This window comes from Streptomyces sp. L2 (assembly GCF_004124325.1).
Classification (GTDB): domain Bacteria; phylum Actinomycetota; class Actinomycetes; order Streptomycetales; family Streptomycetaceae; genus Streptomyces.
Genome location: NZ_QBDT01000001.1, coordinates 7,557,798 through 7,571,289, shown reverse-complemented (window position 1 = coordinate 7,571,289; position 13,492 = coordinate 7,557,798). Strand labels below are relative to the sequence as shown.

Genomic DNA, 13,492 nt, shown 5'->3' with positions numbered 1-13,492 from the left:
TACTGATCCGCCACCGCCCGCCGCATGGCGGGTACGCCCTCGAAGCGCCGTTACGGCGCTCGCCGTTCGGCTCCCCGGTGCGCCGGCCGGAGCCCTGAGAGGGTGACGTCGACGAGACGCCGGACGGCCTCGCCGGAGGCCATCCCCCCGGCGGCGGACAGCGCGTGCAGGCAGTAGTCGGCCAGTTCGGCGGCGGACACGTCGTCGCGCGCGGCACCCGCGGCGGCCGCTGCGGCGACGACGTCGCACAGGAGGCCGTGCAGTCGCCGCTGAGCCCGGAGCACGTGCTGGTCCCGGTGGACGAAGGCGGCGACCTCGCCGTCCCGGCGACGGTTGTGCGCCAGATGTGCGTACCCGTGCAGAACGGCTTCGAGTTGCTCCGCGGGCCCGTCGGCGTGGTCCCGGGCCCGGCCGAGGTGTTCCAGGTGGGCGGCCACGTGGCGCTCGTGCCAGGCGACGAGGACCGACTGGACGTCCGGGAAGTACTTGTACAGCGTCGCCCGCCCGATCCCGGCCTCCTTCGCGATCTGCGACATGGTCACCGGGGCCAGGCCGTGCTCGGCGACGAGCGCGACGGTGGCCGTCAGGACCGCGTCCTGAACGGCCCGGCGATGCGCGTCCATCGTCTCGTCCCACAGCTTCGGCATGCGTCGATGATACGCAGCGACACGGTGGCGACAGCATGCATTGACAGAGACAGAGTGTCTCGATAACCCTGGAGGCACTCGTCCGGACGAGATGTGACGCAGTACCTCCGAGGGAGAAGGGAGCGGTCATGCCGACCGCCGAAGCCCGTGTCGAGACCGACCGCGCCGACCGTTATCTCGTCCAGCTCTGCCGCCACCTGGACGAGATGAGCCACATGCCGGGGAGCCACACGCCCCACGGGCCGCACGGCGGTCACGGAGAGGGCCCGACGACGCCCGTGGTCCGGGAGGTCGACTACACGCACGCCCATGGCACCGTCCGCTTCGAAGACGGCCGGTGGACCCTGGACGCCGCCGCGGGCGCGCTCACGCTGCGGGTCGACGCCGATGACGAGGAAGCCCTGCGGCGCCTCAAGGACGCCGCGTCCGAGCGGATCCGGACGATCGGCCGACGCGACGGGCTGCGAGCCCGCTGGCACTGATCGTCGCGGTATACCCCGGGATCGGCGGGAGCGGTCACGTCTCACCGGGACGCCCTCCCTTAGGCGCCTCCGCACGAGGGGGGCGCGCTCCTCGCCGGCCAGGGGGCGAGGTGCACCCCCGTGCTTCGGATCCGACGGCGAGGGAACCCGGGGCGGCATGATGCGGACTGTTGTGCGGGGAAGCGCGGCGGGTGCCGCGGGAACGACCGTGCTGAACGCGGTGACCTACGCCGACATGGCGTGGCGGGGACGGCCCTCCAGCCAGGCCCCCGCCCAGGTCGTCGACCAGATCGCCCAGGAAGCGGGGCATCCGGTGCCCGGTTCGGGCGACACCCGGGACAACCGGCTCTCCGGTCTGGGCGCCCTGTCCGGTATCGCCGTCGGCTGCGGAACCGGGGCGGCCGTGTCACTGCTGCGGCGCGTCGGCATCCGTATGCCCTGGTGGCTGGGCGGCGCGGTCACCGGCGCGCTGGCCATGGCCGCCACCGACCTGCCGATGGCCCGGCTGGGCGTGAGTGACCCGACGAACTGGTCGGCCAAGGACTGGGCCTCCGACGCGGTGCCCCACCTGCTGTACGGGCTGGTGACGTACGGCATCGTGACCGCCTCGGACCGCCGGTTCTGAGGGCCGCCGGGCGGGAGCGGCCGCGCTCCGGCAGCCGGCACCGGCCGGCCTCTCGATGTCGCCGGCGACGTCCGCTGATGCCGGGTGCCCGGCGGCGCCGCCCCGGTCGCCCGTCCCCTGCTCACCGCCTACCCTGCGAAGAGTGCAGCTCCCCATTCGCGATGCGAGGACGGATCATGAGTGACAGCGGAGAGTTTCGCGAACGACTCCAGCACATGCGTGAGAAGGCCCGGGAACTGATGGCTGCCGCGGAGGACACGAACGATCCCGCGAAGAGGCAGCAGCTTCAGGAGAAGGCCCGCCGGCTGCAGAGCCAGAGTGAGCAGGAGAGCGCGATGCGGAGCGGGGACATCTATCCCTCGGAGTGAGCAAGCGACGTCATCGCTCCCTGTCCGGCGTCTGTGCGCGTGTAGGTGAGGAATGCGGCGCCGCCGGGCAGCACGGTGTGGTCCGTCAGCGTGAACGCGCGCGGATCGGCGCCGGTCTTCCCCGCGAACAAGGGGATGCCCGCGCCGATGACGACCGGGTTGACCTTGAGGACGAGTTCGTCGATCTCCGGGTGCGCCGGCCAGCTCGGCTCCGCCGACCAGCCAGATCCCCTTGCCCTCCTGGGCCTTGAGCTCCCGGACCGTCGCCGACGGATCCTCGGCGACGACCTCGACAGCCGCGTCCGGGCTCTTCGCCAGCGTGCGGGAGAAGACGTAGTGCCGCAGGTGCGGGTAGGCGTCGGTGATGCCGGCGTCCAGTCCGAGCTGGTACGAGCGGCGGCCTTCCACGACGGTGTCGAAGCGGGTACCGGGCGCGGTCACGCCCAGCGCCGCACGGGCTGGGGCGGGCAGCGTCTCCGGATAGTGCGCGACCATGTGCTCCAGGTAGTCGGGGGTGACGGTGAAGAATCCGCCGGGACCGCTGGGGTCGCCCCCGTCGGGGCCCGCTATGAAACCGTCGAGCGTGGTGGCGACGTAGTAGGTCAAGGTGCGCACGGCGATCGTCCTTCGCTGGTCCGTCGTCTGCTGAGCGCCGTACGGGCGCAGCCGTCGAACGGGCTTGCGCGGCACGGGCGTTCAGATGTCCCGGAGAACCATACGGTTTTCACCCGCTGGTCAGTGGGTCGTTGATCAGCTTGCTCGGGTGAGACGGCGGGGTCAGACCAGGTCGCGCATGCGGCGGATCGGGCCGGCGAGGAGGATGGCCGGGCTGATCGCGGAGAGCGCGGCCATGAGGGCGAGGGAGGCGCGGGTCCCCCACAGGGCGGCGGCACCGCCCGCGGCCAGCGCGCCGAAGGGGATCGCGCCCCAGGAGATGAAGCGGACCGTGGCCATGACGCGCGGCAGGAGTTCCGGGGGTGTGGCCGTCTGCCGGTAGGTGCGGGCCACGATGCTCGTCACCACCACGGCCCCGCAGAAGCCGCCGTTGCCGACGGCGAACAGGGCGAGTGCCGCGGAGCGGCCGGCGAGGGGGATCAGCGCGGCGAAGCACGGGGCGGCCAGCGCGGCCCAGCGCAGCGCGCGTCCGCTGCCCAGGCGCGCGACGATCCGGGGCGTCAGTGCCGCGCCGACGAGGGTCCCGAGGCCGTCGGTCGCGAGGAGTACGCCGACCAGGGCGGGCGGCGCGTCGAGCGTGCGGACCAGGAAGACGGGAATGAGCGCCATCAAGCCACCGCAGACGAAGTTGACGGCGGTCGCGTCGGCCGTGCAGGGGCCGATGACGGGGTGGCGGACGACGTACCGCCAGCCCTCGCGGATCATCTCGCCCACGCCGCGCCGCGGGCCCTCCTGGGCCGGGTGCGGGACCCGCGGCAGGCTGCCCATGAGCGCGGCCGAGACGACGTAGCTCACCGCGTCGACCGCGATCGAGGCCGCCGCGCCGAGCAGCTGTACGAGGACGCCGCCGAGGGACGGGCCACCCAGCTGGGTCGCGGCCCGCGTGCCGGAGGTGAGGCTGTTGCGGGCGGTCAGTTCCTCCTTGCTGACGATGGACGGCAGGAACGTCGAATTGCCGACGTCGAAGACTACGGACGCCAGCCCGACCACCAGGGCCACGACGACCAACTGCGCCAGGCTCAGGACGCCGAACGCGGCGGCGGCCGGCACCGAGGCCACCGCTACGGCCCGGACGACGTCCATCGCCACCTGCGTGCCGCGCAGCGGCAGACGGTGGACGAGGACCCCCGCCGGGAGGCCGATCAGGAGCCAGGAGGCGAAGCCCGCGGCCGTGATCAGGCTGACCTCGAACGCCGAGGCGTGCAGGACCAGGACCGCGAGCAGCGGAAGGGCCACCGCCGTGACCGCGTCGCCGATCCCGCTCGCCGTGGACGCACCCCAGTAGCGCCAGAACGCCGCCAGGCGCGCCGCGGTGTCCGGCCGCTCCTCCCGCGCGTCCCGCCCGTGCACCGTCGTCGTCATGCCCGCCCCCTGCGACCGTCAAGTGAGTCTCTTTAGGGAACTCACTATACTCATGGATCATGCGATACACAGAGCTCGGCGACCCGGACTGCGCGATCGCGCAGGCCCTGACGGTGGTCGGTGATCCGTGGACGCTACTGCTCATCCGCGACGTGGCGGGCGGTGCGCACCAGTTCGACGTGCTCCGCGAGGGACTCGGCATCAGCCGCAAGGTCCTGACGGAGCGTCTGAAGTCACTCGTCACGGACGGGGTCCTGGAGAAGCGGCTCTACAGCCCGCACCCTCCCCGCTACGAGTACCACCTGACGCCCGCCGGACGAGGCCTGCTCCCGGTCCTCGTCGCCCTCCAGGACTGGGGCGGACGCCATGTGATGGGCGACGGCGCCCTGTCGGCCACCAGCGCGGCCGACTCCGCGGAGACCCGCCGGGTGCACGCCCTCGTGGGGCGACGGCTCCCCGCACTGGAACTCGCCGGCCCTGGGGGCGCGCCGGTCGACCCGGTCTCCACGGAGCGCGCCTGGACGGTCCTGTACTGCTTTCCGGGGGCTTACGCACCCGGCGGTCAGGACTATCCGCCGGGCTGGGGGCTGATCCCGGGCGCCCGCGGCTGCACGCTGGAGTCGTGCACGTACCGCGACCGGATGGCCGACTTCGCCGAGCGCGACGCGCGGGTGCACGGCGTGAGCACGCAGCGCCCGGACCAGCTCGCCGCCTTCGCGGAGCACGAGCGGATCGCGTTCCCTCTGCTGTCCGACGCCGACCTGCGGCTGGCGGCGGCACTGCGGCTTCCCACGTTCCGCGCGGCGGGAGTGGACCGGCTCAAGCGGCTCACCCTCGTCCTCGACTCCTCCCGCACGGTGCGCGGCGTGCTGTACCCGCTCGACGACCCGGCGGGGTCCGTGGACGAGGCTCTGGCACTGCTCGACTCGCTGGCCGGGGCGTGAGGGCCGCTGGCGGGGCGCGGGGCTCGGCCGGGCGCGGAGACGCGGGCGGCGCATGGAGCCTCGGGCGGGACGTGGGGTCTTGGACGGGCGGGAGTCTCGGCCGGGCACGGAGACTGGGGCGGCACATGGAGCCTCGGGCGGCGCGTGGGGTCTTGGCGGGGCGTGGGGTCTTGGGCGGCGCGGGAGTCTCGGCCGGGGCGCGGAGACGTGGTCCGGGCGCGGAGACGTGGGCGGGGCGTGGCCGCCAGGACCCCAGGCCGCGCCACAACCCCTGGTTGTGGCCGTAGGGTGTCGGCGTGGACCTCGACACCGTGCGGACCTTCGTCGCCGCCGCCGACGCGGGGCGGTTCCAGGACGCGGCCGCCGAGCTGGCGGTGACCCAGCAGGCCGTCTCCAAGCGCATCGCCGCGCTGGAACGCGGGCTGGGCGTGCGGCTGTTCACCCGTACCTCGCGGGGAGCCGAGCTCACCATCGACGGGCAGGCGTTCCTGCCGCACGCCCGCGAATTGCTGCGTGTCGCCGAGCGCGCGGTCGCGTCCGTGCGCACCGGCCGCCGTCCGCTGCGCGTCGACGTGATCGCCTCGCGCGGCGCCGCGTCGGGCCTGATGCGCGGCTTCCACCGGGCGCACCCCGAGATCGACCTCGACGTGCTGATGCTGTTCGACATCGATACGGCCGTCGCCGCCATCCGGTCCGGGTCGATCGACGCGTCCTTCCGCGCCGTCGGCGTGCCCGGCCGGCCCCTTCCCGAGGACATCGAGTCCGTCCGGGTCCTCGACGAGCCGCTCCAGCTCCTCACCGGGCCCGGCCACGCGCTGGCGGCCGCCAAGTCGGTGACGCTCCTCCAGCTCGTCGGGCACCGGATCTGGATGCCCGGCATCGTGCCCGGCACCGAGTGGGCCGCATACTACGACGACCTCGTCGCCGAGTTCGGCCTCACCATCGAGGCGACCGGCCCCAACTTCGGCTCCGACGCGCTGCTCGACACGATCGCCGACACCCCGGCCCTGGCCACCTTCATGGGCGGGGACACGCGCCTCGTCTGGCCCGCCGGTCACGGGCTGCGCCGTATCCCGGTGACCGGCCCCGAGCCGGTCTACCCGCACTCGCTCCTCTGGCACCGCGACAACCCCCACCCGGCTCTCACCACTCTCAGCGCCCACCTGGCCGCCACGACGGCCGCCCCCGGCGCCGCCGGGACCTGGACGCCGGGCTGGGTGACTCCGGCTGAACCGAGCTGAACCGAGCTGCGCCGCGAGCACGGCACAGCTCAGGCGGCGGGCACTGTGATACAGGGGGCCGCCCGGTTCGCTGTGGCGATCGCCGTGTCGGTGCGGGCGTGGATGACCAGGCGCGTGCACGCGGTGTCGGCGTTCGCCTCCAGCAGGCGCCGTGCGGGAGCGCTGTGGGTCGCCACGGACGTCAGCAGGCCGAGGTCGCTGCACATGCGGTGGACCCGCAGCACGGTGCCGACCGCCCTGTCGGTCGCCGCGCCCTCGTCGAGCACGATGACGACGGAGCCCGGCCGGTGCGCGTGGACCAGGGCGCTGATCTGCCCGTACAGCGCGGGCGCCGCGTCCTTGGCGTCGGTGTCCTCGCCGACGGTGACGACGAGCACTCCCTGCTCACATGAATGAGAGAGCATCACGATCCCCCCGTTCCGTCTGTGGCGACCGGTTCCCCGGTCGGGTACCCCGTGCCGGGCTGGTCATGGCTTCGCCGCGGACTGGGCGGCCGCCGGAGCGGAGAGGCGCGAAGGAGGTCTTCGAGGAGGTCACCGGCCTCCTGGACGACGGCCGGGCGTGTCCGGACGTCCTCGTGCCCGCGCGGTGGTCCGCTGATGCCGGCCGGGCTGCCGCGCGGGCTGCGGACCGGCACGGCAGGACCGTCCGGCCGCCGTGACGCGCGGCCGGGGACGGCCCCGGCCCGGGGCAGTCCCTCACCTGGGGTGCCGGCGCCGGCCCAGTCGGGCCCCGAGGAGGACGAAGTCGACGACGAGGACGATCACCCCGATGATCAGCAGGTAGATCAGCCCTTTGACCGCCAGACCGACGGCGCCCAGGATCACGGCGACGAGAAGCAGCAGGAGGAACAGGCTCACGGCTCTCTCCGATCGGTCAGCGCCGCCCGAGGCGGCGTTCCCCGCGGGCGCCCTGCTCGTAGGGAAGGTCGTAGTGGGCGAAGACCGCGGACTCGTCCTCCGCGGGGAGTTCGCCGTCCGGGTCGATCGCCGGGGCGTCCTTGACCACGCTCCTGCTGTAGCGCACCCTCAGGTACCCGGGCCCGACCCGCGCCTGGTCCAGCGGTACGAACACCAGTCGGCGCCGAGTGGGCAGGCCGACGGTCACCGTCGCGAAGGCGGGCACGTCGGTGAGGGTGTCGACGTAGACGGACTCCAGCGTGCCGATCTTGCGGCGGTCCGCGTCCACCACGTCATGACCGCGCCACTCCCGGATGTTGTCGGCCTCGAACATTCCTGGCCTTCCTCTCGTAACGGATGCACCTCTTCTCCTACCCCGTCTTGCCACACCTGTCGCAGCTCGTTCGCGGGGGCCGGGGGTGCGCGGGGCGGGTGACTCCCGGGTGCCCGTGCCCGCGTCGCCCGGCAGGATCGGATCAGGGTTCCCGGCCCGCCGGTGTTTCGTCACGTGGCGGCCGGGATACCCCGCGAAGGCCGGGCCCCGGATCTCACGAACGGTCGGAGCCGGGTCCCCGCGTCCGCGTACGCCGTCGCTGTGAAGGTCGGTCGCCATGTCCCATGCCCCTTCCCCCGCAGGCCACAGCCGTGTCACGCCGGTCAGACCCGTCGCTCCGGCGGTGGGCTCCGCCCGTCGGCCGGCCGCCGGCCGGGGCGGGCGGGGCGTGCGTGGCGGTACGGCCCTGGTGACGGGCGCCTCCTCGGGCATCGGCGCCGCCGTCGCCCGCCGGCTCGCGGCCGAGGGAGGCTGGCGGCTGGTGCTCAACGGGCGGGACGTCACCCGGCTGGAGCAAGTGGCGGGTCAGGTGTCGGCGACGGCCTTCGCGGCGGATCTGACCCGGCCCGGCGCCGACCGCCGGCTGACCGAGCACGTGCTCGGCGAGGTGGGGGCCGTCGATCTGCTGGTGGCCGGCGCCGGGGTCGGCTGGGCCGGCGACTTCGTGGGGATGCCGCACGCGTCGATCGAGGAGGTCGTCAACGTCGACCTGCTGTCCACGGTGCACCTCGTGCGCACCGTGCTGCCGCACATGGTCGCGGCCGGATCGGGACGCGTGGTGCTCATCGGATCCCTCGCGGGCAGCGTGGGTGTGCGCGGGGAGGCCGTCTACTCGGCCGCGAAGGCCGCTCTGGCCGCGTTCGCGGACGCCCTGAGGTACGAGCTGCGCGGCAGCGGTGTGGGGGTCAGCCTCGTCGTGCCCGGCGTGGTCGACACCCCGTTCTTCGACCGGCGCGGCGCCCCCTACCAGCGGTCACGGCCCAGGCCCGTGCCGGCCGAACGGGTCGCGGACGCCGTCTGGACCGCCGTACGGCGCGGCAAGGACGAGGTGTACGTCCCCGGCTGGCTGCGTCTTCCCATCCGGGTACGGGGCACGACGCCGGGGCTCTACCGGCGGCTCGCCGCCCACTTCGGGTGAGGTGGCATGACGGCCCTCACGGTGGTGCTCGCCCTGTTCGCGGCCCTCTCCAACGCCTCGGCCTCGGTGCTGCAGCGGCAGGCCGCCGTGGAGGAGTCGGACGACCACACCGGGGTGGAGAGCGCCGTGCGGCGGCTCGGACACCTGCTGCGGCGGCCGCACTGGCTGGCCGGGACGGGTCTGCTGGTGCTGTCCAGCGTGCTGCAGGCCTGGGCGCTGGCCGTGGGCAGCCTGTCGCTGGTCCAGCCGCTGCTGGCCGCCGAGTTGCTGTTCACCCTGGTCGTGGGCAGTTTCGTGTTCCGCCGTCCTCCTGACCGGCGGACCTGGCTCGCGTTCGCCGCGCTCGCGGTGGGGCTGGCGGTCTTCCTGCTGTCGGCGTCCCCGCAGCCCGGCCGTTCGACGGCCTCGCCCGGGGCCTGGCTCGTGGTGGGCGTGGTCATGTTCTGCGTCGTGGCGCTGCTGGTGCTGATCGCGCGTCCGACACGGGGCACCTCGCGGGCGGCCCTGCTGGGCCTGGCGTCCGCCGTGTCCTTCGCCACCACGGCCGCCCTGCTGAAGGAGGCCGTCGGGATGCTCGAACACGGGCTCCCGGTCATGCTGACGCACTGGTCGCCCTACGCGACGGCGGGCGCCGGGTTCGTCGCCTTCCTGCTGCTGCAGGCCGCGTTCCGCGCCGGGTCGCTGGCCGCCTCGCAGCCCACGCTCACCCTCGGCGACGCCATCACCAGCGTGGCGCTGGGCTGGGCGCTGTTCTCGGAGGCCATCGACCTCGGGCTGCGGGTGCTGCCCGAACTGATCGGCATCGCGCTGATCGGGGCGGGCAGCATCGGGCTGGCGAACGCCCCGTCCGTCAAGGGCGGCTGGGACACGGAGCCGGGCGGTCGCCGGCAGGACGAGGACGAGGGCGGGGCGCACGTGCCGACGCCCCGCGGACACTGAACCGGTGAGGAGGCGGTCCCCGATGGCTCCGGGTTCCCGACGGGCGTGGCGGGCCGCGGCCCTGCTGCTGCCGCCGGCCGTCGCGGGCGCGCACATCGGCCCGGCGGCCACCTGGCTGCCGAGCGTACGGCGGCTGCTGTTCCCGGGGCTGTCCGGCACCGGCCACCGCCGGCACATCGCGCTGACCTTCGACGACGGGCCGGACCCGGCCTCGACGCCGCGTTTCCTGGACGCGCTGGACGCGCTCGGGGTGCGGGCGACCTTCTTCGTCCTCGGCGAGAACGTGGCCCGCCATCCGGCGCTGGCGGTGGAGACGGTGCGGCGGGGCCACGAACTCGCGGTGCACGGCTGGACCCACGAGCGGCCCTGGTGGCCCTCCCCCGCCCGTGACATCGCCGGGGTGGCCCGGACGGCCGGCACGCTGTACGGCGTCACCGGGCAGCGGCCGTGCTGGTACCGGCCGCCGTACGGGATCCTCACGTCCGGCCGCTGGCTGGCCGCCCGGCGGGCCGGGCTGCGGACCGTGCTGTGGTCCGCCTGGGGCCGGGACTGGACGGCGGAGGCGACCCCGGAGTCCGTACGGGCGCTCGTCGCGGCCGACCTGCGCGGTGGCGGGACCGTCCTGCTGCACGACTCCGACCGGCTCGCGGCCCCGGGCTGCTGGCGCTCCGCGCTCGGCGCGCTTCCGGGCCTGGTGGACCGCTGCCGGGAGGCGGGTCTGACGATCGGCCCCCTGCGCGAGCACGGCCCGGACTGGGGGCCAGCACCGGACCCGCACCGGCCGGCTCCCCCGGCCCGGGAGCACGAGGGCGCCAGGTCACGGTGAGCCTCGCGAACTGGGCACGGTGACCGCTGTTCGCGGGGCGCGAGGTCCGCGAAGGTGACCGGTGACCGTGACACCCGTCAGCCGGGCGGTGACCGCGGGGTCGGCCGGTAACAGTGGCGACCGTCAGCCGGAAGCGGTCGGTGTGAAGCCCGTCGGCCCGGCGCGGTCAGCGCTGCTCACCGGATTCAGGTGTCGCTCCCCGCCGGCTCGGCGAGGCGGGTGACGTGGTCCATCGGGTCGCTCCTGAAGAGGGCCCGGCCGCGGGCCGTTCGGGTGGCGCGGGTGGTGCCCGACTCGGTGAGTGCGCCGAGGTCGCGGAGCAGCGCGGGGCCGTCCGCGGCGAGTTCGGAGACCCCGAGGCCGGCCATCTGCCGTACGCCCTCCACGCCGTGGCCGGGCAGCGGGCGGTAGCCGATCACGGGCAGGCCGGCGGCGAGGGCCTGGACGGCGGTCTGCCCGGCGGCGTTGTCGACGAGGGCGTACGAGGCGCCCATCAGGCCGGGCATGTCGTCGACCCAGTCCAGGGCGAGGGCGCCGGGCATCCGGGACGCCTCGGCGAGGAGCCGTTCGTTGCGGCCGCACAGCACCACGGGCAGATACCCGGCGCCGGCCAGCAGCCCGGCGGTGGCGGCCGGTCGGGACGCCGCTCCCCAGGCGCCGGCGGAGAGCAGTACCGGGGGGCGGCCGGGTGCCCGGGCGGTGAAGCGGGCCCGCCACCCGGCGGCGTCCGCGGCCGGGCGGAGGAAGGCGGGCGCGGTCACCGGCCCGGTGGTCGCCACGGGGACGGACAGGGAGCGCCGTACCTGGTGGGCGGCCGGGTCGGTGAGGCACAGGTACTGGTCGTTGCCCGGGTGGAGCCACTGCCGGTGTACGGCGAAGTCGAGCAGGAACACGGCGCTCGGCACCCGCAGTTCGCCCCGGGCCCGGAGATGGCCGGTGAGCTGGGCGGCGAGGTGGAAGACGGACACCACCACGTCGGCGCCCAGCCGGTCCACCAGCGCCGTCAGCCGGTCGCCGGCCAGGCGGGCGAGCGGTACGCCGCTGGGGCGGGGGCCGGCGCCGGCGCCGGCGCGCAGGAACGCGCCGTACAGGCCGGCGTACACCCAGGGGAAGTGGCGTACGGACGCCTGGTAGAAGCGGCGCAGACCGGTCCCGATGCCGTGGGGCAGGAGGGTGAGGACGTCGGCCACGTGGGGCTGGTGGCCGTGGGCCTCGGCGCGGCGGGCGAGTTCGGCGGCCACGGTGTCGTGTCCGGCGCCCATGCTCGCGCTGACGATCAGCACGCGCCGGGGGCGGCTCGCCGGAGTCCGGCCCGGGGACGACGTCTCAGCTGATGTAGGCACGGCTTCCGGTTCCCCGGTGGCACAGGGCGCCAAACGGGCCGTCCGTGGGGGCGTTTCCGGGTGACATGCGGGCGACACATCCGAATCTTTGCATAGTGCCATGAATCGAATGGCCCAGCCGGATACCTGTACGGCGCAACGCAGTCAGAGAAGCGAGTGGAAGGAGGTGTCCCTCGTGGCCACGCAACCGCGTATCGAAGACCACCCGGACCTGATGTCCATGCGTGCGCATTACGCCCAGGTGTCCGCACGGCCGTCGCTGCAGGCGACCGAGGGGCTGAGCCTGCTGACCGGCCTCTACATGGCGATCTCGCCATGGGTGGTGGGCTTCGACGGCAACCCGCTGGCCGTCAGCAACCTCGTCACCGGTATCGCCCTGGCCGTGCTGGCCCTGGGCTTCGGCTCTGTCTACGAGCGGACGTTCGGCGTGGGCTGGGTCGCCGCCGCGATCGGCGCGTGGACGATCATCAGCCCGTGGGCGGTGCAGCACGCGTCCGCGACGACGGGGACGATCGTCAGCAACACCATCACGGGAGCCGTCGCGGTACTGCTGGGGCTGGCGACCATGGCCATGGCGGCACGTGGCCGCGAGCACCGCTCCTGATCCGCACGGTGGCAGGCGCGCGCACGGCGGTCGCCGTGGCGCGCCTGCCCTTCTGTGTGCCCTCGGCCGCCGCGATCCGCGCGGCCGGGGGAGAATGCTGCTGTCGGCCATCGTCCGCGGCGACGGCGGGCGGGCGTGGCGGCGGCGGCGAGCACGGGAGGAGAGCCCGTGAGGCAGTGGCGGCGTGGCCTGCACCGTGCGTGGGAGTGGCTCGGCGTGCACGCCCTGTTCGGGCACGGCCGGGAGCTCGAACTCATGCACCGGGCCATGGGGTTCGCCACGCTGGCCCTGGTGACCCTGGCCCCGCTGCTGATCGTGGTGGCGGCGGCGGACCCGCTGGTGCGGGGAGGTTTCGCCTCGTGGCTGGCCGACGGCATGGGTCTGTCGGGGAAGTCGGCCCGGGCTCTGACCATCGTGATCAGTCCGCCGCACAACGTCATCGGCACGACAAGCGTGTGGAGTGGTGTCCTGCTCGCCGTGTTCGGCGTGTCCTTCGGCGGCAGCGTGCAGAACGGCTACGAGCGGATCTGGGCGCTGCCGCCCGGTCCCTGGCACCGGATCTGGCGGCAGGCGACCTGGCTGATCGCCCTGATGGCCTATCTGTACCAGGAGGTGCAGACCCGGACGGCGCTGCACGGCTTCGCGCGCATCGCGCTGTCCTCGGCGACCGGGCTGGTGTTCTTCTGGTGGGGCCAGCACTTCCTGCTGGGCGGTCAGGTCCGCTGGCGGTCGCTGCTGCCGGGCGCGGTGGCGACCATGATCGGGCTGGGTGGGCTGCGGGCGTTCTCCTCACTCGTGTTCACCCCGCTGATCGTGACCAACGCGCTGAGCTACGGCGCGGTCGGGACCGTGCTGGTGGTGGAGTCGTGGCTGATCGGGGTGGGGTTCGTCGTGTACGGGGGTGCGCTGTTCGGCCGCTGGTTCTGTGAGCACCACTGGATGCCGGGGCAGCGGCACACCACGGCGGAGGAGCCGGCCGGGGGTCCGGGGGACGGGGAGCCGCCCGCGGGTGCCGGGGGTGAGGAGCCGACCGGGGACGAGTGAGCGGCCGGGCGGTGGGGCGCC

The 13,492-nt window shown here is 74.0% G+C and carries 16 protein-coding genes and 1 pseudogene; 10 read left to right on the top strand and 7 right to left on the bottom strand.

Going from position 1 to position 13,492, the window contains the following annotated elements:
• Positions 1 to 50: 50 nt before the first annotated feature.
• Positions 51 to 647 carry a TetR/AcrR family transcriptional regulator gene (locus DBP14_RS33895; protein WP_129311445.1) on the bottom strand — a complete coding sequence of 199 codons (597 nt, stop codon included), beginning with the start codon at positions 645 to 647 and terminating at the stop codon, positions 51 to 53.
• 128 nt (positions 648 to 775) lie between these two features.
• On the opposite strand from DBP14_RS33895, the gene DBP14_RS33890 reads away from it, so the two are divergent.
• The 3 genes from DBP14_RS33890 to DBP14_RS33880 all read left to right on the top strand — a co-directional run bounded on the left by DBP14_RS33890 (position 776) and on the right by DBP14_RS33880 (position 2,122).
• Entirely contained in the window at positions 776 to 1,129 is a 354-nt protein-coding gene (locus tag DBP14_RS33890) for a DUF2218 domain-containing protein (RefSeq protein WP_129311444.1), read from the top strand.
• Between the two features lie 157 nt (positions 1,130 to 1,286).
• Positions 1,287 to 1,754, top strand: coding sequence for a hypothetical protein (locus DBP14_RS33885; RefSeq protein WP_129311443.1), 468 nt, complete (start codon positions 1,287 to 1,289; stop codon positions 1,752 to 1,754).
• 176 nt (positions 1,755 to 1,930) lie between these two features.
• Entirely contained in the window at positions 1,931 to 2,122 is a 192-nt protein-coding gene (locus DBP14_RS33880) for a DUF6381 family protein (protein WP_129311442.1), read from the top strand.
• Here the strand turns inward: DBP14_RS33880 and DBP14_RS33875 are convergent.
• Positions 2,107 to 2,737: pseudogene (locus DBP14_RS33875) on the bottom strand (dihydrofolate reductase family protein). The gene DBP14_RS33880 and the pseudogene DBP14_RS33875 overlap by 16 nt on opposite strands.
• 162 nt (positions 2,738 to 2,899) lie before the next feature.
• Positions 2,900 to 4,159 carry an MFS transporter gene (locus DBP14_RS33870; RefSeq protein ID WP_129311441.1) on the bottom strand — a complete coding sequence of 420 codons (1,260 nt, stop codon included), beginning with the start codon at positions 4,157 to 4,159 and terminating at the stop codon, positions 2,900 to 2,902.
• A gap of 59 nt (positions 4,160 to 4,218) precedes the next feature.
• On the opposite strand from DBP14_RS33870, the gene DBP14_RS33865 reads away from it, so the two are divergent.
• The gene (locus DBP14_RS33865; protein WP_129311440.1) at positions 4,219 to 5,103 is read left to right on the top strand and encodes a winged helix-turn-helix transcriptional regulator; all 885 of its coding nucleotides are present in this window, start codon (positions 4,219 to 4,221) and stop codon (positions 5,101 to 5,103) included.
• A gap of 296 nt (positions 5,104 to 5,399) precedes the next feature.
• Complete coding sequence (locus DBP14_RS33860; protein ID WP_129311439.1) at positions 5,400 to 6,344, top strand: LysR family transcriptional regulator; 945 nt, start codon at positions 5,400 to 5,402, stop codon at positions 6,342 to 6,344.
• A 29-nt stretch (positions 6,345 to 6,373) separates the two neighbouring features.
• Here DBP14_RS33860 and DBP14_RS33855 read toward each other — a convergent pair whose 3' ends face one another.
• From DBP14_RS33855 to DBP14_RS33850, 3 genes are all read right to left on the bottom strand, one after another.
• Positions 6,374 to 6,748, bottom strand: coding sequence for a hypothetical protein (locus DBP14_RS33855; protein WP_129312228.1), 375 nt, complete (start codon positions 6,746 to 6,748; stop codon positions 6,374 to 6,376).
• 294 nt (positions 6,749 to 7,042) lie between these two features.
• Entirely contained in the window at positions 7,043 to 7,204 is a 162-nt protein-coding gene (locus DBP14_RS36280; RefSeq protein WP_164992463.1) for a hypothetical protein, read from the bottom strand.
• Positions 7,205 to 7,220: 16 nt separating this feature from the next.
• A complete protein-coding gene (locus DBP14_RS33850) occupies positions 7,221 to 7,577 on the bottom strand; it encodes a PRC-barrel domain-containing protein (RefSeq protein WP_129311438.1) in 357 nt (118 codons plus the stop codon).
• Positions 7,578 to 7,854: 277 nt separating this feature from the next.
• Here DBP14_RS33850 and DBP14_RS33845 point away from each other — a divergent pair, with 277 nt between their 5' ends.
• From DBP14_RS33845 to DBP14_RS33835, 3 genes are read left to right on the top strand one after another with little or no spacing between them, the layout of a single operon-like run.
• Positions 7,855 to 8,715 (top strand): SDR family NAD(P)-dependent oxidoreductase, encoded by an 861-nt coding sequence (locus DBP14_RS33845; RefSeq protein ID WP_129311437.1) that lies wholly within the window; start codon positions 7,855 to 7,857, stop codon positions 8,713 to 8,715.
• Between the two features lie 6 nt (positions 8,716 to 8,721).
• The gene (locus tag DBP14_RS33840) at positions 8,722 to 9,654 is read left to right on the top strand and encodes a DMT family transporter (RefSeq protein ID WP_129311436.1); all 933 of its coding nucleotides are present in this window, start codon (positions 8,722 to 8,724) and stop codon (positions 9,652 to 9,654) included.
• A 22-nt stretch (positions 9,655 to 9,676) separates the two neighbouring features.
• Complete coding sequence (locus DBP14_RS33835; protein WP_129311435.1) at positions 9,677 to 10,480, top strand: polysaccharide deacetylase family protein; 804 nt, start codon at positions 9,677 to 9,679, stop codon at positions 10,478 to 10,480.
• A gap of 185 nt (positions 10,481 to 10,665) precedes the next feature.
• Here the strand turns inward: DBP14_RS33835 and DBP14_RS33830 are convergent, their stop codons facing one another.
• Entirely contained in the window at positions 10,666 to 11,742 is a 1,077-nt protein-coding gene (locus DBP14_RS33830; RefSeq protein WP_129312227.1) for a galactosyldiacylglycerol synthase, read from the bottom strand.
• 256 nt (positions 11,743 to 11,998) lie between these two features.
• On the opposite strand from DBP14_RS33830, the gene DBP14_RS33825 reads away from it, so the two are divergent.
• Together DBP14_RS33825 and DBP14_RS33820 are read left to right on the top strand one after the other, a co-directional pair.
• Positions 11,999 to 12,427, top strand: a complete 429-nt coding sequence (locus DBP14_RS33825) for an SPW repeat protein (protein ID WP_241741112.1) — start codon at positions 11,999 to 12,001, stop codon at positions 12,425 to 12,427.
• A gap of 168 nt (positions 12,428 to 12,595) precedes the next feature.
• The gene (locus DBP14_RS33820; protein ID WP_241741111.1) at positions 12,596 to 13,471 is read left to right on the top strand and encodes a ribonuclease BN; all 876 of its coding nucleotides are present in this window, start codon (positions 12,596 to 12,598) and stop codon (positions 13,469 to 13,471) included.
• The last annotated feature ends 21 nt before the right edge of the window (positions 13,472 to 13,492 follow it).